17 protein-coding genes and 2 pseudogenes are annotated in these 18,646 nt (G+C 64.7%); 10 read left to right on the forward strand and 9 right to left on the reverse strand.

All coding sequences use genetic code 11. The features are described 5' to 3' along the window. Nucleotides 1-91: 91 nt before the first annotated feature. A complete protein-coding gene (locus OKW28_RS14430) occupies nucleotides 92-1,198 on the forward strand; it encodes a porin (RefSeq protein ID WP_429446527.1) in 1,107 nt (368 codons plus the stop codon). 36 nt (nucleotides 1,199-1,234) lie between these two features. On the opposite strand, the gene OKW28_RS14435 is transcribed toward OKW28_RS14430, so the two are convergent. The 3 genes from OKW28_RS14435 to OKW28_RS14445 form a co-directional block, all read right to left on the reverse strand. Then, nucleotides 1,235-3,832, reverse strand: coding sequence for a response regulator (locus OKW28_RS14435; RefSeq protein ID WP_429446529.1), 2,598 nt, complete (start codon nucleotides 3,830-3,832; stop codon nucleotides 1,235-1,237). Nucleotides 3,833-3,848: 16 nt separating this feature from the next. Continuing rightward, nucleotides 3,849-5,081: a hypothetical protein gene (locus OKW28_RS14440; RefSeq protein ID WP_429446531.1), complete on the reverse strand. Its 1,233-nt coding sequence runs from the start codon at nucleotides 5,079-5,081 to the stop codon at nucleotides 3,849-3,851. A gap of 297 nt (nucleotides 5,082-5,378) precedes the next feature. Continuing rightward, on the reverse strand, nucleotides 5,379-6,620 hold the full coding sequence (locus OKW28_RS14445) for a phospholipase A (RefSeq protein ID WP_429446533.1): 1,242 nt from the start codon (nucleotides 6,618-6,620) through the stop codon (nucleotides 5,379-5,381). Between the two features lie 206 nt (nucleotides 6,621-6,826). On the opposite strand from OKW28_RS14445, the gene OKW28_RS14450 reads away from it, so the two are divergent. Further along, nucleotides 6,827-7,138, forward strand: coding sequence for a hypothetical protein (locus OKW28_RS14450; protein ID WP_429446535.1), 312 nt, complete (start codon nucleotides 6,827-6,829; stop codon nucleotides 7,136-7,138). A 328-nt stretch (nucleotides 7,139-7,466) separates the two neighbouring features. On the opposite strand, the gene OKW28_RS14455 is transcribed toward OKW28_RS14450, so the two are convergent. Next, complete coding sequence (locus OKW28_RS14455; RefSeq protein ID WP_429446972.1) at nucleotides 7,467-7,955, reverse strand: LssY C-terminal domain-containing protein; 489 nt, start codon at nucleotides 7,953-7,955, stop codon at nucleotides 7,467-7,469. A gap of 268 nt (nucleotides 7,956-8,223) precedes the next feature. Further along, nucleotides 8,224-9,558 (reverse strand): annotated as a pseudogene (locus OKW28_RS14460) (bifunctional DedA family/phosphatase PAP2 family protein); the annotation flags it as partial. A 64-nt stretch (nucleotides 9,559-9,622) separates the two neighbouring features. Between OKW28_RS14460 and OKW28_RS14465 the strand changes: the two are divergent. Both OKW28_RS14465 and OKW28_RS14470 read left to right on the forward strand, forming a co-directional pair. Then, nucleotides 9,623-10,006 (forward strand): hypothetical protein, encoded by a 384-nt coding sequence (locus tag OKW28_RS14465; RefSeq protein ID WP_429446537.1) that lies wholly within the window; start codon nucleotides 9,623-9,625, stop codon nucleotides 10,004-10,006. A 47-nt stretch (nucleotides 10,007-10,053) separates the two neighbouring features. Then, on the forward strand, nucleotides 10,054-10,530 hold the full coding sequence (locus OKW28_RS14470; protein WP_429446539.1) for an OsmC family protein: 477 nt from the start codon (nucleotides 10,054-10,056) through the stop codon (nucleotides 10,528-10,530). A 70-nt stretch (nucleotides 10,531-10,600) separates the two neighbouring features. Here OKW28_RS14470 and OKW28_RS14475 read toward each other — a convergent pair whose 3' ends face one another. Both OKW28_RS14475 and OKW28_RS14480 read right to left on the reverse strand, forming a co-directional pair. Further along, on the reverse strand, nucleotides 10,601-10,834 hold the full coding sequence (locus OKW28_RS14475) for a hypothetical protein (RefSeq protein ID WP_429446541.1): 234 nt from the start codon (nucleotides 10,832-10,834) through the stop codon (nucleotides 10,601-10,603). Nucleotides 10,835-10,920: 86 nt separating this feature from the next. After that, a complete protein-coding gene (locus tag OKW28_RS14480; RefSeq protein ID WP_018425024.1) occupies nucleotides 10,921-11,391 on the reverse strand; it encodes an Lrp/AsnC family transcriptional regulator in 471 nt (156 codons plus the stop codon). Nucleotides 11,392-11,543: 152 nt separating this feature from the next. Between OKW28_RS14480 and OKW28_RS14485 the strand changes: the two genes are divergently transcribed. Continuing rightward, the gene (locus tag OKW28_RS14485) at nucleotides 11,544-12,224 is read left to right on the forward strand and encodes a LysE family translocator (protein ID WP_429446543.1); all 681 of its coding nucleotides are present in this window, start codon (nucleotides 11,544-11,546) and stop codon (nucleotides 12,222-12,224) included. Between the two features lie 53 nt (nucleotides 12,225-12,277). On the opposite strand, the gene OKW28_RS14490 is transcribed toward OKW28_RS14485, so the two are convergent. After that, nucleotides 12,278-12,433 (reverse strand): DUF1289 domain-containing protein, encoded by a 156-nt coding sequence (locus tag OKW28_RS14490; protein ID WP_429446974.1) that lies wholly within the window; start codon nucleotides 12,431-12,433, stop codon nucleotides 12,278-12,280. Between the two features lie 55 nt (nucleotides 12,434-12,488). Here OKW28_RS14490 and OKW28_RS14495 point away from each other — a divergent pair. Beyond that, nucleotides 12,489-12,816: pseudogene (locus OKW28_RS14495) on the forward strand (YnfA family protein). A 35-nt stretch (nucleotides 12,817-12,851) separates the two neighbouring features. Here the strand turns inward: OKW28_RS14495 and OKW28_RS14500 are convergent. Then, nucleotides 12,852-13,364, reverse strand: a complete 513-nt coding sequence (locus OKW28_RS14500; protein ID WP_429446545.1) for a DUF1993 domain-containing protein — start codon at nucleotides 13,362-13,364, stop codon at nucleotides 12,852-12,854. 311 nt (nucleotides 13,365-13,675) lie between these two features. Here OKW28_RS14500 and OKW28_RS14505 point away from each other — a divergent pair, with 311 nt between their 5' ends. From OKW28_RS14505 to OKW28_RS14520, 4 genes are all read left to right on the forward strand, one after another. Beyond that, a complete protein-coding gene (locus OKW28_RS14505) occupies nucleotides 13,676-15,235 on the forward strand; it encodes a S53 family peptidase (protein WP_429446546.1) in 1,560 nt (519 codons plus the stop codon). An 80-nt stretch (nucleotides 15,236-15,315) separates the two neighbouring features. Then, nucleotides 15,316-16,980: a S10 family peptidase gene (locus OKW28_RS14510; protein WP_429446548.1), complete on the forward strand. Its 1,665-nt coding sequence runs from the start codon at nucleotides 15,316-15,318 to the stop codon at nucleotides 16,978-16,980. Between the two features lie 191 nt (nucleotides 16,981-17,171). Next, on the forward strand, nucleotides 17,172-17,846 hold the full coding sequence (locus OKW28_RS14515; RefSeq protein ID WP_429446550.1) for a hypothetical protein: 675 nt from the start codon (nucleotides 17,172-17,174) through the stop codon (nucleotides 17,844-17,846). A 79-nt stretch (nucleotides 17,847-17,925) separates the two neighbouring features. Next, entirely contained in the window at nucleotides 17,926-18,276 is a 351-nt protein-coding gene (locus OKW28_RS14520) for a hypothetical protein (RefSeq protein WP_429446552.1), read from the forward strand. The last annotated feature ends 370 nt before the right edge of the window (nucleotides 18,277-18,646 follow it).

Raw genomic sequence — 18,646 nt, forward strand, 5'->3', positions numbered from 1 at the left:
ACGCGGCCCCGCGCCGGCTACCGCGACGACAGAGGTCGAACGATAAAACTAATCCGCATCACAAAACAACTCACTTTCCAGCAGGAGACACATGGTGAAGCACAAGCCTCTCGCCAGGCCGTCGAAGGTCCTTTTTGCATGTGGTATTGGTATCGGCATCAGCGGCGCTGCGCATGCGCAGTCGTCGGTCACGCTGTATGGCATCGTCGACTCGGGGGTGACATACGTGACTCACGCTGTCACGTCGCAGGGATCGTCGGGCACGCAGGTCGCTCTCGGCACCGGCAACCGGCTGAATTCGCGGTGGGGTTTTACGGGCAGGGAAGATCTCGGCGGCGGACTGCGGGCGATTTTCACGCTCGAATCGGGCATGTCGATGAGCACGGGTGCCCTGCAGCAAGGAGGGCGGCTGTTCGGCCGGCAGGCGTTCGTCGGACTCGAATCGGACCGCTACGGCGCGATGATGCTCGGCCGGCAGATGACGCCGATGTATCGCTACTTCCTCGCGCTCGACCCGCTCGGTTATTCGAGTTACGGCCTTTCCGCGCAGGACGCGCAGTTCGTCGGTCGCGCGGATAACGCGGTGTCGTATCTCGGCCATGTGGGACCATTCGAGCTGAATGCGCTCTACAGCCTCGGCTATGACGCAGTCACCTACAACGTGCCGGTGGCGGGCTCGTTCCGCGTCGGCAAGCAGTACGACATCGGCGGACGCTATGTGCAGGGGCCGCTGAATCTGACGTTCGTGTACGAGCAGCGGCAAGGCTCGGCCATCGCGTCATCGGGCGACAGCGAGCGGCGCTACGTGGCCGGCGGTTCGTATCAGTTCGGCAAGGCGACGCTGTACGGCGGCTACGAATTGCTGCTGAACGACGTCCGGTCGACGCTCGCCGCATCGCCGCCGCAGTCGATGGCGTTCGCGGGCGTGCGCTACAGGGTGGCGCCGGCGCTGGACCTCGCAGCCGCGACTTACTACCACGCGTATCGCCAGGTCGACGCGCACGCATTGAGCACCGGTGTCAACGCGGACTACTGGCTGTCGAAGCGCACGGCGCTGTACACCGACATCACGTATGTGATCAACAGCTCGAAGGCCGCGCTGAGTGCGACGGGGTGGGCGACTTCGGTCGCGACGACGACCGTGAAGACCGGCGCGAACCAGCTCGCTGTTGCGGTCGGCGTGCTGCACAAGTTCTGACTCAATGCTGCAAAGAGGGCGACCGAGGCCGCCCTCTCAATCGCTCAGTGCGTCGCGATGATCGCGCCGGCCTTTCGCCGACGCGTAATACCGCTGCAAGGCGTGGGTCGAGCGCGCGCTCAACGCGCGGATCTGGGCGTGCCAGTCGGTTTCCACTGGCCACTCACCGGCGATCACGCGTGGATAGATCTGCCGCGCGTAGCGATGCAGTGCCTTCGCGCCGATGTTGCCGCTGACGCCAAGCAACGCATGCAAGCTCGCGTGCGTCGCCTTGATATCGGCGGCCGCGCTGTTGCTTGCGAGGCGCACGACGAGCGAGCGAATCTGTTCGATGCCGTTCAGGAACGATTCGTCAAGCAGATCGAGCGAGACCAGTTCCTTGAGGTGCGCTTCGTCGAGCAGGCTTTCTTCAGCGATGGTGGCGGCCGCGGGCGCGTTCGCAGTGGGGGGCAATGCCACCGGCGTCGCCGCAAAATCCGTTTGCGCGGCTCCGCCCGCGGTTTCCGTGATTCGTTGTGGAGCGTCCGCAACCAGCGCGCCGCGTGTGCCGAACTGCCGCGCGAGACATGCGTACAGCGAGCCGGCCTGCACCGGCTTGATCAACACCTCGTTCATCCCGGCGGCAACGCAGGCCTGCACCGCTTCGGCATCGGTGTGACTGGTCAGCGCAACGATAGGCAGCGTAGCGTAGGCATCGGTGCGCGCGCGAATCGACTTCGTCGTCTCGATGCCGTTCATGCCCGGCATGTTCACGTCCATCAGGATCGCGTCGATGAAGCCGTCTTCGTGCAGTTTGGTCAGCACCGCCTGACCGTGGTCGGCCTCGACGACGCTCGCGCCGCAGCGCTCCAGATACGCCTTCGCGACAAGCCGGCTGTAGGTGTCGTCGTCGGCGATCACAAAGGTTCTGCCGGCGAAGACATCGGGCAGTTCGCCCGGCTGACGATGCGCACCGTTGTCGAAGAGGGTCTGCAACGCGGTGAGCAGCTCCTGCACACTCGACGTCTTGCTGATGATCTCGTCCATGCCGGCGCGCCGCGCGCGCAGTCGCACCGCGTTGCCCGTTTCGGCGGTATAGGCGGCGATCAGCACGTTGCGGTTCGGGCAGTCTCTGTCGGCGCGGATGCGCTCGGTCGTCGTGTAGCCGTCCATCGCGGGCATGCTGATGTCCATCAACACGAGATCGTAGAGCGGCGCGCGCCGCAACGTGGCGAGCGCAAGCTCGCCGCCCGACGCCTCGCTGACATAGGCGCCGGCCTTCGTCAGCACGCGGCGGGTGCGGGCGCGCAGCGTGTCGTCGTCGTCGACGACGAGCACGCGCTTGCCCTTGAACGCCGGCATCGCGCGTTCGAACAGGCGCCGCTCGTGTTCCTCGACCTCGTCGGCCGCTACCGGTGGAAAGCGCAGCGTGAACGCGGTGAACTTGCCGAGTCCCGATTCGCAGTCGATGCTGCCGCCGAACGCGCGCATCGCGCGCTGGCAGTACGCGAGCCCGAGCCCGGTGCCGCCCGAGTTGCCGGCCGTGCGAAACGGCTCGAACAGATGCTGCAGGATCTCCGGCGCGATGCCGGGGCCGGTATCGCGTACGATCACCGAGTCGCGGTCGACGGTCAATGTGAGCGTCGCCTGCGGATACGCGACGATGTGATGCAGCGCGTTCTTGATCAGGTTGAACAACGTGAACAGATAAACCGTCTCGTCGACCTTGAACACGAAGTCGCGCCTGACGACGACGCTCACCTTCGCGCGTTCCTTGTCGTTGTCGAAGCCGTATTCATCGAGCGCCTTGCGCGTGGTCGCGCCTGCGTGGAGGTAGCTGAGACTATCCGGGCGGATCGATTTCGCGGCGACTTCGTCGAGTGTCATCGCGATGATGCGCAGGCCGCGCTCGATCGACAATTGCCCCTGCGCGAGGTGGTTGTACATCAGCGAGGCTGTGCCGTCGGTCAGCGTCGGCGCCGCGCCCGCTTCGGTCGCCGCGGGCAGCGCTTCCTCGACGCGGTCGAGCACGTGCCGCAACTGGCTCAGCGGATTGCGCATCTCGTGCGCGATGGACCCCGCGAGCGCCTGCAACGCGCGGTTCTTTTCGACGAAGATGCGTCCCTTGCTGATCGCATGACTGAACGCCATGCTGCACAGCACGACCACCGGCAGCAACGCGAGATTGGACTTGTCCTGCGCGCTGAGAACGACCGGCGTCGGCGCGCTCCACACGCCGGCGAGCCCGCCGGAAAACACGCCAATACCGATGCAGGTTATCAGCAGCAGGGGGTTGTCGATACACAGCGCCAGAATGAAGATCATCATGACCTCGGTCATCATCCACATCGTGGAGAAACCGTTTCTGACGGTCAGGAACGTGCAGACGAACGGCAGCACGTAAATCAGACAGCAATGCCAGTAGATCAGCAGCGCGGGGTTGTAGCGCCTCGGCCAGCGCGCCTGGAACAGCAGGGGAACGCAGACGGCCGCCGCGCTGAGCCGCAGCAGCAGGTTGTCGTAAGACTGCGGAAGAATGTAGGTCCAGACGACGTAATAGATGGGGTGACACAGGAGGCCGAGTGCGCCTCCCCATCGAATTGCGAACCTGCTTCGTTCCAGCATATCCCGCATGCTTTCGCGCGGTATCGCCATCAGGCCTCCGAGTTCATTAGGAACCCATCATTTCATGCGTATTGAATTGCTGTGATTCGACGCCTTCGGCGAGCGAATCGCCGTTCTTGCCGTGAAACGGCCCGACCGAAAAGCCATACTTCTTCAGGAGACCATGAGTATAAGAGACCGACCACACGGGCGGGCTGCCAATGATGAAATCGGAGGCGATACCTTCCTGCCATGCCGAATAGCCTTCGGCGAAGCAGGTATAGCAGTCGCGGGTGGATGGCAGCCTGAACGGGAACGCGGTGTCGAGTCCGGCGGGCCCGCGCGCGAAGCATTCAATATAGAGCGTATGACCGCGAGAAGCGAGTTCCGCTTCGACGCTTGCCGCGCGCGGATGCGAGTCGTCGATCCAGAATTGCGCGCGTTTGAGATCGGCGGCGCTCAGGTAAGGCACGCTCGTGCTGCTCGCGAGAATCGCGCCGTCGAAGTCCGGCAGCGGCGTGTCCGGGCTGAACGTATGCACCGATACTTTCGATTTGCCGAGCAGGTCCGACGCGAGCAGCTCGTTCGCCTGATCGATCAGCAGGTTGATCTTGTCGGGCAGATCGATCAGCACCAGCTCCTTCGGCGCATCCTTGTAGAGCAGATACTTGGCGACCGTCGTGCCGAGCCGGCCGGCCGCGCCGAACAGCGCGAGCTTCGTGTTGCCGAGCTCGAGGTCGAGCTGTTCGCAGCAATGGATCGCCCAGTCCTTCAGCATCGCCGCGGTCGCCGCGTGACCCGTCGTGATGTGAGGCGGCTTGACCGGCCGGGGCAGCGCGCCGTAGTTGCACGCGTAGGGCGTCGACGCGCCCATCGCGACCATGTTCAAGCCCGCCTTTCGGGCGAGCTCGAGCGCCGGAAAGAATTGCGTCTCGCGAAAGCGCTTGATGCCGCGCGGGCTGCCGAGCCACATTTCGAGCGGCACCGGGCAGGCGATATTCGCGCCGATCACCTGCGCGCCCGAATAGATCGGCGATGCGATGAAAGGCCTGGTTTTCCACAACTCCTCTTCGAACGATTCGCTTCGTTCGCGAACGTTGTGAAAAGAAAATGAAAGGGTTTCCCAATCGGTCGCGTGGAACAGAAAGCCGACTCCCCCCTGACTGGCCGGCAGGCTATCCCGGATCTGTTCCGGGTGAATTTCGTGCTTGAGCGCAAGCGGTGCACTATTCCGATGCAAAAGAAGTCCAGTTGGCTCGTTTGAAACAGGCGACACGTCTTTAAGGAGAGCGGTTTTCATTGGTTTTTCCGTGGTTTTGATTAGACGCTGGAAAAGTCAGCGCGCGGCGTGGCCAGCCGGTTGGACCGGTGACCCTTCAACTCTAGAGAAATCCACACCGATATGCCCGTCTGTTCGTGCACACAGCATTCACGAGCGATCCATGACGGGTTGCCCGCCGGGTGGGGGGCGGCTTGGGGCAAACTTCTGAAAGGATTACGGCAGAACTTTCGATGTATTACGGCGCGTCGTGGGCCGTCATCGAATGGAAAAGGGCCGCTCGGCGGCCCTTTGCTTGCATGCCAGGCGAATTCCGGATTAGCGTGTGATGCTATAGCCGATTCGCGCAATCCAGCGATGCTGGTTGTAGTCGAGAAGGTCCTCGCCATAACCGCTGAAGAAGCCGAGCCACAGGTAACCGCCCCAGCGGCTATTGATCAGCTTCGCCAATGGATAGGTGAACTGCGTATCGACGCTGCCTTTGCCGCCTTGCGTTCCTTTGCGCAGCGTCGTGTCCAATTGCGCGCCGTCGGGGCTGCCGTAGATGAACCGCAGGTCCACATAGCCGCGGTAGTCGGCGATGTCGTGGTTCTCGCCGGCGATGTGCGTATAGTAATAAATCTTCGGCTCGATGGTCAGATGGTAGCTGTGGATGTCGCCGAAATCCCAGATCGGCTTGAGGAACACATAGTCGACGCCGCGCGATTCCGGACCGTCGCGTCCATTCGATTCGTGTTCGTAGCCGGCCATCACGCCCATTCTGCTCCACCACGTGCTCTTCCAGCCGGTGTCTTCGAGGTAATAAAAGAGTGCCGGCATATAGCTGGTGTCGCGGAACGGCGCCGAGTACTTCTTGATATCCCACAGCGAGGTTTGCGTATAGGCGAAGTACAGGTTGTCCGCGAAACCACGCGAGCGCGGGTCGTCCGGAACGACGAGGCGGAACTTGAAGCTGAGCTGGAATTTCGCGAGGGACTCGCTACCGCCGCCATCGGCGAAATACATCGGTTCGAAGGCGGAGAAGCGGCTCAGGAAAGTGTTGATTTGCGGCACGGGCGCATCCGGTCGTGATGGCGCGGGCGACGACGCGATCAGGCTCGTCGACGACGGTGCGCCGCTCGCGGTGCCCGCCGCCGTTGCTCCATTGGCGCTCCCGGCCGACGCGAGCGCCGCGTCCTTGCCGGAGCGCGGCGGACGCGTCAGCAGCACGTACGATGGCGACACGTCGAGATCCGGCACGTCGATCTGCATCGCGCCGCGCGCCCATTCGGGCCACGTGCCGGTATAGCGCACTGCCTTCAGTTCGCCGGCGGCGAGCTTCAGATGCTCGGGTGCGCCGCTTTCGCGCGTGAGCGCGAGCCGATGCGGTACCACGTCGGTATTGCTGATCGCGATATTCAATTGCGCCGGCACGTCGACTTCGGTGCCACCGGGTTGATCGCCGGCATAGACGATCGTCACTTCGAGTGGACTGCTCGATAGCGCTTCGCGCGGCGGACGCAATACGGAAACGCCGGCGACGCTATACGCGGAGTAGCTGCCGAGCACCAGCGCAGTCATGCAAAGCGATAACCGCGGGAGAAGCCTGGAAAGCGAGCTGGAAACCGAGCCGGAAAGCGGACTTGAAGATAATCGGGAAACACGCGAGCAGAGGCTGCGAACGGCGGACTGGCGGTCTTTCTTCACGCGAGACATCGATCGATTCCGCACACTAAGCTCCTGGTGGACTACGAGTTCAGGTCGCAAAGAGACGATAGGGTTAATGCGTGCAATTGGGTAAAAAATCGCGGCCGCCCTGTTTCATTGCGGAAATGGCGGCGCGTGCCGGTTCCCGCTATCTGGCGTTCTGCTCATTCTGCCAGTGCGATTACGGATTGCGTGAGTGGATAAATGAATTAGGAGCGCTATCGGTGCAAATAGCGGGGGGAAGTGGGGATAATGCCGGTGTGTCGTTGCATTTGCGCAACGAAGGCTTAAATGTCAAATCGATTGTCGTTCTCGACCCGGTGTATCCCCGCGTTCGCCTCAGTCATTTCCGTTATGGCAATTGCGCGTCAATTGGCGATTCGCTTTCGTGACAATTCGTTGTGCGGCCAATCCGGCGACTGAATGCTTTCTTCTATAGGCGAATTTCCGGTATTGCTCCGGCGCGCTTGCATTGTCGAGTTCGCTCACGCGAGTTCCATCGTGATCGCACGCAACGGCAGGCGGCCGTCGCGCGATGCGAGCAGCGTCGTCTTCGGGAAATGCTGGCGCAGAACGACCATGCCGTCGCGTTCGAACGTCACTGCGTAGTCATCGAGTTGTTCGGTCGAAAAGCGGCCAACGGTTGTCTCCTTTATCGAATCGTTGAGTTGGGGATGCCTGAGATGCCTGAAGTTGCCTGGATGTGCCTGGATGTGCAGCTCATTGCCTCGGCGAGACCAGCAGCGACACCGGCACGCCGTGACAATCGACCTCCGCGAGAACCGTCGCGCCGAGCTCGGCGCCCGACCTGTTGGGCGCGTCGAACGGGCTCACGTCGTGATCGATGCGCAGAATGTTCAGCGGCCAGGACGGCCGCGTCAGCCGCTCGTGCGCGAATGCGCCGACCCAAAGCGGCGCCGCGGAGGTGCCGTTGTCGACCGCGTAGCCGCTCGGCCAGAAACGAAGCACGTAGCGTTCCTCGCGCGAATTGCCCGGTCGCATGAAGACCAGCGACGACGGCACGCCATTGTTCAGCTTCGGCAGCACCGGCAGCGACACCGCCGCGACGTCGGGCGAAGCAAGCGACAGCAGGCTGTGCGCGGACACGTCGGTGCCCTCGACCCAGCCCTGCGCGCGCAACCGCTCGCGTATCGAAGCGGGCTCGGAGACCCATTGCAGCGTCAGCGGCTCCTTTTGATCGCCGCCCATGTCGGAGCGAAAGCACGGCAGCCGCTTCCACCCGGAGAGCTTCCACTGCGTCTGCGTGAACTGCACGGGGGGTGGTTGCGGCGCGCTGTCCGGGCGGCGTCGGCATTGCGACGCCGAGCTGCAGGCCGACACTGAGCGCTACGACCGCGAGCACCACGAGCGGCATGAAACGGCGCGGCGGCGGCGGCCGCGGATGCCTCCAGATCGCCGTCAGCGCAACCAGCGCGACCCACACACACGCGAGCGCCGCGCCGCCGATCGCGTCGGACACCCAGTAGTGGCCGAAGTAGACGCCCGCGAGCGCGACCACGATCACGACGATGATGCTGGCGGCGGCAACCAGCACACCTCCGAGCTTGCCGATCCGGCGCGCGAGCAGAAACGCGAGAAAGCCGTAGACGATCACCGTCGCGGCGACGTGATTGCTCGGAAACACGAAGTGGCCACTCATGAGTTCGTTGGGCGGGGCGCGGCGCATCGCGAGTTGCAGGCCGAGAATCAGCAGCTGCGAAAACACGACCGCCGCGAGCCAGTAGCCGATCGTGCGCCAGCGCCGCTCCCACACCATCCACAGGGCAACCGTGACGACCAGCGCGAACAGTGTGATGCCGCTGCCGAGCGTCGCGAGCGCCGCGAGCACCGTGTCGCCCCACGGCGTGCGTATCGATTGCAGAAAGTGATAAACGGACAGGTCGATGGTCGTCAGCGGATCGCCGCTGACGACGTCGTCAAGGACCCCGAAGAAAAGCGCGCCGGCCACCAGCACGATCAGCGACGTCGCGAGCAGGTGGGTCGCATCGGGCGTATCGGGGTCGAGCATGCGGCGCGCGATGCGGCCGAGCGGACCCGGATGGCGGCATGCCCAGCTGCCGAGATGACGGCCTGCCGCGCTCGACCACGCATTCGCGTGCGACACCAGAAACCCAGCGCCGCGAAAGCTGAGCCACACGATGCACGCCAGCATCGCGATGATCACGACGAGCCGGAACGACACCGCCCCCGCGAGCAGCACCGACGCCCCGAACACGACGCCGGGCAGGATGTGCGCGGGCGCCCACAGCAGCGCGGAGAGCACGTTGATCGAGAGGAAGCGCAGCGGCCGCATGCCCATCATGCCCGCGACGACCGGCACGATCGCCCGCAGCGGGCCGATGAAGCGGGCGAGCACGACGCTCTTCGCGCCATGTTTCAGAAAGAAGCGCTGGCCCGCGTCGAGTACGCCGGGGTGTGCGCGGAACGGCCACAGAGTGACGATGCGCTCCCTGTAGCGATCGCCGAGCCAGAAGCTGGCGCCGTCGCCGGCGACCGCGCCGACGATGGCCCACACGAAGACCCAGGCAAGGCTCAGCGAGCCGGTGCCCGTCAGCGCGCCGGCGACGAACATCGCGGTGCTGCCGGGGACGAAGGTGCCGATGACCGCGATCGCTTCGAAAAAAGCGGCGAGGAAAACGACCGCGAGCATCCACGTCGAGTGGCCGGCGAGCATATGCAAAAGGTGGATGTAGGCGTGCTCCATCGTGCGCGATCGGCCGTTCGGGCGTAACGATCGATCATAACGCGCACGGACACGCCGTGGGCGCGGGCGGGAGCGGCGCCGCTGCATCGGTCGCGCGATCGGCTCAGAATAGATATCGTGCTCGGCGGATCGATGCGGTTGGAGGGTAGCTATGAAGACAGCAACAGGTGGGATCGTGTGGTCGGCGTTGCTTGCGGCGCTGTTGACGGTGGGGGCCGCTGCAACGGTAGAGGCCCAGCAACCGGGCAATCCTGGCGGCAGCCAAAACGGCACTCATGCGGGCACGAACGCGGGGACCAGCGGGGGCAGCGGCAATGCGGCTGTCGGCGGCGCGACGGGCATCGGTACCGGCGTCAGTCCGAGTACCATGCCGGGGCCCGGCATGTCGGCGGGCGGCTCGTATGGGCTCGGCTCTGGTGGCGCGACCGGCTCGGGCGCCGCGCTCAACAACATGCGCGCGAACGGCACGGCGCTCTATATGAATCCCGACCCACGCGCGCCGAACGTGACCGGCCGCGCGGCGCCGCCGCGCTAGTGTGGCGCGGATAGAATGCAGGTCCGATCCGACCAAAGGGGAAGCGAATGGCGCGCGGCGAGCACAAGTACCACGTATCGGTGAAATGGACCGGCAACCGCGGCAGCGGCACCTCCGGCTACCGCGACTACGACCGCGATCACGTGATTTCTTCCGGTGGCAAGCCCGACATTCCGGGCTCGTCGGATCCGGCGTTTCTCGGCGACGCGACGCGCTGGAATCCCGAGGACCTGCTGGTCGCGTCGGCGAGCGCGTGTCACAAGCTGTGGTATCTGCATCTGTGCTCGGAGGCGGGCATCGTCGTGCTCGACTATCGCGACGACGCCGAAGGCACGATGCTCGATACCGCGCAGGAAGGCCGCTTTTCGCAGATCGTGCTGCGCCCGCGCGTGACGATCCGCGCGAGCGGCGATGTCGAACTGGCCACGCATCTGCATCACGTCGCGCATCAGAAGTGCTACGTCGCGAACTCCGTCAATTTTCCGATTCTCTGCGAGCCGGTGGTGGAGACGGACGCGCGTTAAGGCGTATGCGGCGGCGCGAAGCGTGCAAGCCGGCTGGCGAGCGGGGCGCCGGCCAGACGCTCGCTAGCGCTCAACGATTGCCGTCGAGCAGATCGCCGAGCAGTTCGTCGAACGCGGCTTGTGCGTCTTCGAGTTCCTGCAGCGCGGCGTCGAAAGTCTGCAACGCAAATTGCGAGGGTTTGCCGCTGCCTGCCGGCGGGAATTGCGATTGCAGCGACGCGAACGCGGTCTGCACCCGCTTCGTGGCGATCAACACGCGTTCCATTGCGGCGGTTTCTTCGGCTCGCGCCTTGTCGTGATCCATGAGAACTCCGGGGTCGTCGGGTTGCGTCGGAACGGCTCATGCCGCTTCAAAAGGGGACTAAAGGGGTGACTATGCCACGTTCGCGCTCAGGACAGCGGCAGACCGCCAAACGCTTTCACCTCGCGCAACGATAAGGCCGATTCCACCGACGTCACGCCCGGCAGGCCGCGCAGTTCGTCGCGCATGAACGTGCCGTAGTCGTCGAGGTCGCGCGCGACGATCTGCAGGATGTAGTCGGCACTGCCCGACACGTTGTGGCACGACAGGATACGCGGAATCGCCTGCACCTCGCGCTCGAAGCGCGTGGCCACCACGCGGTCGTGCACCGCGAAGCGCACGAGCACGAACGCGATCACGCCCAGACCGAGCCCGGCGCGCGACAGCACCGCGCGGTAGCGGTCGATGTAACCATCGTTCTCCAGACGTTTCAGACGCCGCGCGCAAGGCGTCTCGCTGAGGCCGACCATCTCGGCGAGACGCGCATTCGACATGCGGCCGTCGTTTTGCAGCGCGGCGAGAATCGCGCGATCGGTTTTGTCGAGATCGTCCGTGGACATGTCGGGAGGGGGCTGCAGGGTGGTGGAAGGCGTCGCCAGATGTCGAAATATTAGCGCATTCCGCTATTTTTTGAATGCAGAGGACTGAAAATCGCCAGCAAACGCTCCGCATCCGATAGCAACATGGAGCCTCGAACAACAAGGAGGCTCCGATGATTTCCGCTCACCTGCTGGCCGTCTACGTGGCGGCATTGATTGTCGTTTATGCGGTGCCTGGGCCGGACATGGCGCTGATCCTGCAAACCAGCATCGCGCGCGGCGTGCGCAGCGGCTTCGCGGCCGCGGCGGGGCTTGGCGTCTCGCGCGCGACGCACGTGACGCTGTCGGCGTGCGGCATGGCGGCGCTGCTGCGCAACGCGCCGTGGCTGTACGACGCGGTGCGCTATGCTGGCGCCGTCTATCTCGCGTGGGTGGGGATTCAAATCTTCCGCTCGCCCGGGTTCGCATTGCCGGCCGGGTCGCGCGACAAGCAAGCGGCCGGCGCGCCGCGAGTGGAATCCACTGCTTCGAGCGTTGCGGGCAATGCGGTGCGGCCGTTGCGGACCGCGTTCGTCAAAGGTCTGCTGACGAACCTGCTCAACCCGAAGGCGCTACTGTTCTGCTCGGTGCTGTTGCCGCAATTCGTGCGGCCGGAAGCGGGGCCGGTAGCGTGGCAGATGATCGAGCTTGGTGTCGTGCTGCTCGTGATCGGCGCATGCTTCGACGCGTTGTATGCGATCGGCGCCGCGCGCATCGCCAACTGGATGCGCGTCCATCCTTTGGCGCAGACGGTACAACGGTGGACCTTCTCGGCTGCGTTGATCGGCTTCGCGCTGCGGCTTTCGCTGGATTGAAACTCGGCGCAGGCGTGAGTTTGCGGGAGCGACCGACCGGCGACGCCGGCCGCTCACTTCTTCAGCTTGCGCTCGCGCCGCGGCCGGTCCTCGATAATTTTCGTGCGATGCTTGTCCTTCATTTTTTTCCAGCCTTTGCATTCGTCGCGCGTGCGCATACAGCCGATGCAAAGGCCGCGGTGCCAGGTGATTGTGTTAATAAAGCCGATAGCGCGGCCGGCCGCGCGCACGCGCGGCGACACAACCACCTTCTCACGCTCATCGATGAAAACCTTCCTGCTGTATGTCGTGACCGCTGTCGCCGAGATTCTCGGCTGTTACCTGGCCGTGGCGCTGGCTAAAGGAGGGCGGCTCCGCGTGGCTGTTGCTGCCAGGCGCGGCAAGCCTCGCGCTGTTCGCGTGGCTGCTGACGCTGCATGGCACCGCAGCGGGCCGCGTGTATGCGGCCTACGGCGGCGTGTACGTGGCGGTCGCGATTGCGTGGCTGTGGGTCGTGGACGAGGTGCGGCCCACGCTGTGGGACGCGGCAGGCGTCGCGCTGACGCTGGCCGGCATGGCGGTGATCGCATTCCAGCCGCGCCTGCACGCGTGAGGGCGGCCGCGCGATCGACGACCCGCCTGCTCCGTTTACTGCTGCATCCCGCCCAGATAGTCGAGCTTACCGAGCTCGACACCGTTATGACGCAGGATGTCATACGCGGTCGTCACGTGGAAATAGAAGTTCGGCAGCACGAAACCGAACAGATATGACGCTCCGGTGAACTCGATCGGACCCGTCCGCATTTTCAGCGTGATGGTGCGGCTTTCCGAACCGTCGATCTGCGCCGCGTTGAATTCCTTCAGGTAATCGATCGTTTTCTGGATACGGGCCTGCAGTTCATCGAAAGTCTGCTCGACGTCGTCGAACTTCGGCGGCTCAATGCCGGCGAGGCGCGCCGCGCAACCCTTCGCGGTATCGCTCGCGATATACACCTGGCGCACGAACGGCAGCATGTCCGGCGCGAGCCGGGCATTCGTGAACACCGACGGTTCGATCTGCTTTGCGGCCGCGTGCGCTTCGGCCTTGCCCAGGATGGCCTGCAGGTTCGTGAGGCCGCGAATCAGCACAGGCAGTGATGCTTGATACATCGAAATTGACATGAGTTCCTCTGATTTCTCGATCGTGCGCGCAGGCGGCGCGCGCGGCAATGAAACGGCGGGAATGCCGCTTCAGCATCATAGCGTGTCGCATCCACGCCGCGCATTAGACGCTGGCCATGCGGACGACTGTCGCGCTGGCCGGAACTGTGTTCGAATGCTTTGGTCGGACGCTTGGATGAAGTTCTTGAACAACCCCTGCCGCGTATCGCCACGATGCGCTTCATGCAGGCGCGTGGCGTGCCTGGCCGCCGCCGGGCCGCGCGGTCGTGCATGACCGCGTGCGAAGCCACGCTAACAGGAGAGTCGATACTATGGTCACCAAGCATCCATTGCCGGGCAGCGAGCGAAAGGTCGCGCAGGGCACGACGGTCATCGGGCAATGCGATCCCGCCGAGCGGATCGAGGTCTTCGTGATGCTGCGCCGCCAGCAGCAGGCGCAGTTCGACGCCTTGATGAAACGCATCGAAGCCGGCGACGCGAGCGTGAAGCCGCTGTCGCGCGAGGCGCTCGCCCAGGACTACGGCGCCGCGCCCGATGACATCGCGAAGGTCCGCGCCTTCGCGGCCGCGCATGGGCTCACCGTCGCGCGCGAGGATCCGGCGGCGCGCTCGGTGCTGCTGAGCGGCACGATCGCGCAATTCCAGAGCGCGTTCGAGGTCAAGCTCGAGCTCTACCAGCATCACGCGGCCGGTCAGTTCCGTGGCCGCGCCGGCACGATCAGCGTGCCGGACGATCTGCATGGCGTCGTGGAGGCGGTGCTCGGACTCGACAACCGGCCGCAGGCGCGTCCGCACTTTCGCATCCGGCCGCCGTTCGTGCCGGCGCGCGCCGGGCAGACGTCGTACTCGCCGCCGCAGCTCGCCTCGCTCTACCAGTTTCCGCAAGGCGACGGCGGCGGTCAGTGCGTCGGCATCATCGAGCTCGGCGGCGGCTACAACACGTCGGACCTCAAGACCTATTTCTCGAGCCTCGGTGTCAGCGAGCCGACCGTGACCCCGGTCGGCGTCGATCAGGCTGGCAACAAGCCGAGCGGCGATCCGAACGGGCCGGACGGCGAGGTCACGCTCGACATCGAGATCGTCGGCGCAATTGTGCCGGGCGCGGCCATCGCCGTGTACTTCACGCAGAACAGCGACGCCGGCTTCATCGACGCGGTGAGCCGCGCGGTGCACGACACAACTAACAAGCCGTCGGTGATCTCGATCAGTTGGGGGGCGCCGGAATCAGTGTGGACCAGCCAGTCGATGCAGGCGCTCAACAGCGTACTGCAATCGGCGGCGGCGCTCGGCGTGACCATCTGCGCGGCCTCGGGCGACAGCGGGTCGAGCGACGGCTCGGGCGGCGGCGACGCGGTCGACTTCCCGGCGTCGAGCCCGTACGTGCTCGCCTGCGGCGGCACGCACCTGAGCTCGTCCGGTTCGGCGATCACCCGCGAGGTCGTGTGGAACGACGGCGAGCAGGGCGGGGCCAGCGGCGGCGGCGTGAGCACCGCGTTTCCGGTGCCGGCGTGGCAGCAGGGTTTGTCGGCCACGGCGACGGGCGGCGGCAGCCAGCCGCTCGGCGGGCGCGGGGTGCCGGATGTCGCGGGCGATGCCTCGCCGTTGACCGGCTACGACGTGCTGGTCGACGGAATGCAAACGGTGGTGGGGGGCACCAGCGCGGTCGCGCCGCTGTGGGCGGCGCTGATCGCGCGCATCAACGCGGCGAAGGGACAGCCGGCCGGCTTCGTCAACGCTAAGCTGTACAAGGCGCCGGGCGTCTGCAACGACATCACGCAGGGCAACAACGGCAGCTTCGCGGCGTCGAAGGGGTGGGACGCCTGCACGGGACTAGGCAGCCCCAATGGCGGGAAGGTGGCGGGCGCACTATAGTCTGCAACACAGCGCATAACACAACAACGAGACGTAAGAACGAGGACGCATGGCAAGTAAAACGAACCCTTGGAGCGATCATGACGAATACAGAATCAGCTTCCGGTAGCCAGCATTCGCCGCACAACACGCATGCCACGGCCTCGGCAGGCGCGTCCACCGCCACGAGCGCGCCGCACAAGGCCGGCGACCAGCCGCTCTTCGACCCGGTCGCCTATGGCAACGGCCCGGACGATTCGGTTACCGATACAGTCGAGACGGCCGCGATCACGCATCATTCGGTGACGATCGGCGGTCACATGATCGACTACACGGCGACCGCGGGCCATCTGGTGATCGTCGATCCGAGCAGCTCGCAACCGTCGGCGAGGTTGTTCTACGTCGCGTTCACGCAGGACAATCAGAAGGAAGAAACGCGGCCGGTCACGTTTTTCTATAACGGCGGGCCGGGGTCGTCGTCGGTATTCGTGCTGCTCGGCTCGTTCGCGCCGCGCCGCATCAAGACCTCGATGCCGGGGTTCACGCCGCCTGCGCCTTATTCACTCGAAGACAATCCGGACAGTCTGCTCGACAAGAGCGACCTGGTGTTCATCAACCCGGTCGGCACCGGCTATTCGGCGGCGATCGCGCCGAAGAAGAATCGCGACTTCTGGGGCGTCGATCAGGACGCGGATTCGATCAAGCAATTCATCAAGCGTTTCCTGACGAAGAACAACCGCTGGAATTCGCCGAAGTATCTATTCGGCGAGTCCTACGGCACGGCGCGTAGCTGCGTGCTCGCGTACCGGCTGCACGAGGATGGGGTCGATCTGAACGGCATTACGCTGCAATCGTCGATTCTCGATTACACGCAATCGGGCAATCCGGTCGGCGCGCTGCCCACGGCAGCCGCTGACGCGTGGTATCACAAGAAGCTCGGCGTCGCGCCGCGGCCGACCGATCTCGGCGCGTTCGCCGAGGAGGTCGCGCAGTTCGCGCGCACCGACTACCTGGCCGCGCTGCGCAAGTTCCCGACCACAGATTCCGCGACCACCGAAAAACTCAGCGAATACACCGGCATCGACAAAACGACGCTGCTCGCGTGGAGCCTCGACATCGCGGGCTACGACAGCCGCGGCAATTCGCTGTTCCTGACCACGTTGCTGAAGCCGCAAGGCCTCGCGCTCGGCGCCTACGACGGCCGCGTAACGGCGATCGACACCGGCATCGCCGGCAAGATCGACCCGAACTCCGGCGGCAACGATCCGACGATGACCGCGGTCACCGGCGTCTACACGACGATGTGGAACGTGTATCTGAACGAGCAGTTGAAGTACACGTCGAACTCGTCGTTCACCGACCTCAACGATCAGGCGTTCAAGTACTGGGATTTCGGCCATATCGATCCAACCGGCGCGCAGAAGGGTCTCGACTCGACAGGCAACATCATTCTGTACACGGCCGGCGACCTTGCCGCCGTGATGGCGCTCAATCCCGACCTCAAGGTGCTGTCGGCGAACGGCTTTTTCGATTTTGTCACGCCGTTCTATCAGACCGTGCTCGATCTGCAGCAGATGCCGCTGGTCAGTCAGCAGGTGCGGCAGAACCTGTCGGCACGGTTCTATCCATCGGGGCATATGGTGTATCTCGATGGCGGTTCGCGCACCGCGCTGAAAGCCGACCTCGCAAAGATGTACGAAGAGACGGTGTCGAACGCGCAGGCGCTCGGGCGGATCCGCGCGCTGCAGGCGCGGGTGGCGAAGTAGAGGCGGCGGGGCGCCCCCACTCATCACTCATCGCGACGTCGTGCTGGGTTGGTCTGCGCTGGCTCGCGGCGGCTGCCGCGAGCCAGCAAACGCCGCGCCCTCATGTCCGGCTTTTGTACTCATCCATATTGAATGTGTTTTAATTGCCTTGCGAATTGAACTACCGCGTGCCGCCGCCGGCGCGCCGACGAATGAACGCAGGCATCGCAGACACCCATCGGCGCGGTCTTTCCCGCGACACGACCAGCAGCAATGACGCGGCCAACGCGCCGCGGCTCGGACCCACGCGCGTCCTTCGCCCTCGCGTGCACATCACGCACCGTGCGCTGCTCGTCACCGTTGGCGCAATGATCGTGCTGCGCATCGGAGATGCCGCCGCGCAACCGAGCGCCGTGCTCGACGAACGCGTGACCCAGCAGTCGATCGGCCAGACGATTTGCCGCCCCGGTTATGCGGAAACCGTCGCGCCGCCGTTCGACGAACTGATGGCGCACAAGGATCGTATGCTTGCCGCACGCGGCATCGATGCGGTTGACGTCGCCGCGTTCGCGCTCGACCGGCGTGTGCCGGTCATGCTCGGCGGATCGCCCGATGCGCCGGCCAATCTCGATCTATTGCCGTGGTCCGGCCCGCAGGGCGAGCGCCGCAAGGCACGCGCGGCGGCGATGCTCAAGCGTTGCGTCTGCGAAGGCAAGCTGAGTCTCGCGCAGGCGCAAGCGGTGATCGTCGGCAACTGGTCGGCGGTGTATGCGGGCTTTGGCCAGGCGTCCTGCGACGTGAACCGGCTCGAGTTCGCGACTCGCGACGACGATGGCGTCGACAGCGAAGACAGCCGACGCGGCGACGCGCATGCCCGCCAGCGTTGAGCGCGCCGCGCGCCCGCACGCTTGCGCATTCCTCGCGGAACCACGGTTCGCTGCCCCTCACTCTTTTCGGAGAAACACGATGACCCATTCCCGTCTCGCCGCCGTCGCGCTGACGATCGGCTGCCTGAGCGGCAGCGCCGCCGCGATTGCCGTCGCGCCCGCGCATTGCGCGCGCGCCAATGAGCTCGAGATTCGCGGCGACGTGCCCGCGGCGCTCAGCTTTGACGTGTATCGGCAACTGCGCCCGCTGGATGCGCAGCGAATCGCGCTGTTCGAGGCCGCTGGCGAAGTGAAGCGTCTGCCCGACGGCCTGCCGGTATGCCAGATCGCCGATGACGGCGTCGAGGATCCTTCCGCGGTGCTGGTCCGTCTGCCGCAAGGTAAGAATGCGTGGTGGGTGAGCGCGGCGAACGTGCAAGCGGCGGACTGATCGGCGCGATCAGTCCGCCTTTGCCCACGTCCCCCGCACGATGCTTTCGACGATAGGTCTGCGTGCCGGGCCGGGGCTGGCCTGGCATGCAAGGTGCCGAGGCAGCCGATATTTTCCCAGGATTGGCGCGACTGATTCAGGTACAGTGCATCGACGGGGACGTTTCGCCATTGCCTACGACACTGCGTCACAGTGTGTTCGCTGTCGAAGCGGGCTATCCTGACAACAGGATGCAATTCGCACAGGAGATTTGAACGATGGCCTTCTACTTGTCATGGCTCGCTATGGGGTTGGCCGGCGCGACCGGCGTGGTCGCACTTCGCGCACTCGGCGCGACTCAGACGAAGCAGCGTGCCGCGCTGCGACCGGT

Source organism: Paraburkholderia sp. 40 (assembly GCF_050434105.1).
GTDB lineage: Bacteria > Pseudomonadota > Gammaproteobacteria > Burkholderiales > Burkholderiaceae > Paraburkholderia > Paraburkholderia tuberum.

Excerpts from the sequence above, each read along its gene's own strand:
- OKW28_RS14430 (WP_429446527.1), top strand. The coding sequence starts at position 92 with ATGGTGAAGCACAAGCCTCTCGCCAGGCCGTCGAAGGTCCTTTTTGCA.
- OKW28_RS14435 (WP_429446529.1), bottom strand. The coding sequence starts at position 3,832 with ATGGCGATACCGCGCGAAAGCATGCGGGATATGCTGGAACGAAGCAGG.
- OKW28_RS14440 (WP_429446531.1), bottom strand. The coding sequence starts at position 5,081 with ATGAAAACCGCTCTCCTTAAAGACGTGTCGCCTGTTTCAAACGAGCCA.
- OKW28_RS14445 (WP_429446533.1), bottom strand. The coding sequence starts at position 6,620 with ATGACTGCGCTGGTGCTCGGCAGCTACTCCGCGTATAGCGTCGCCGGC.
- OKW28_RS14455 (WP_429446972.1), bottom strand. The coding sequence starts at position 7,955 with ATGGGCGGCGATCAAAAGGAGCCGCTGACGCTGCAATGGGTCTCCGAG.
- OKW28_RS14465 (WP_429446537.1), top strand. The coding sequence starts at position 9,623 with ATGAAGACAGCAACAGGTGGGATCGTGTGGTCGGCGTTGCTTGCGGCG.
- OKW28_RS14470 (WP_429446539.1), top strand. The coding sequence starts at position 10,054 with ATGGCGCGCGGCGAGCACAAGTACCACGTATCGGTGAAATGGACCGGC.
- OKW28_RS14475 (WP_429446541.1), bottom strand. The coding sequence starts at position 10,834 with ATGGATCACGACAAGGCGCGAGCCGAAGAAACCGCCGCAATGGAACGC.
- OKW28_RS14480 (WP_018425024.1), bottom strand. The coding sequence starts at position 11,391 with ATGTCCACGGACGATCTCGACAAAACCGATCGCGCGATTCTCGCCGCG.
- OKW28_RS14485 (WP_429446543.1), top strand. The coding sequence starts at position 11,544 with ATGATTTCCGCTCACCTGCTGGCCGTCTACGTGGCGGCATTGATTGTC.
- OKW28_RS14500 (WP_429446545.1), bottom strand. The coding sequence starts at position 13,364 with ATGTCAATTTCGATGTATCAAGCATCACTGCCTGTGCTGATTCGCGGC.
- OKW28_RS14505 (WP_429446546.1), top strand. The coding sequence starts at position 13,676 with ATGGTCACCAAGCATCCATTGCCGGGCAGCGAGCGAAAGGTCGCGCAG.
- OKW28_RS14510 (WP_429446548.1), top strand. The coding sequence starts at position 15,316 with ATGACGAATACAGAATCAGCTTCCGGTAGCCAGCATTCGCCGCACAAC.
- OKW28_RS14515 (WP_429446550.1), top strand. The coding sequence starts at position 17,172 with ATGAACGCAGGCATCGCAGACACCCATCGGCGCGGTCTTTCCCGCGAC.
- OKW28_RS14520 (WP_429446552.1), top strand. The coding sequence starts at position 17,926 with ATGACCCATTCCCGTCTCGCCGCCGTCGCGCTGACGATCGGCTGCCTG.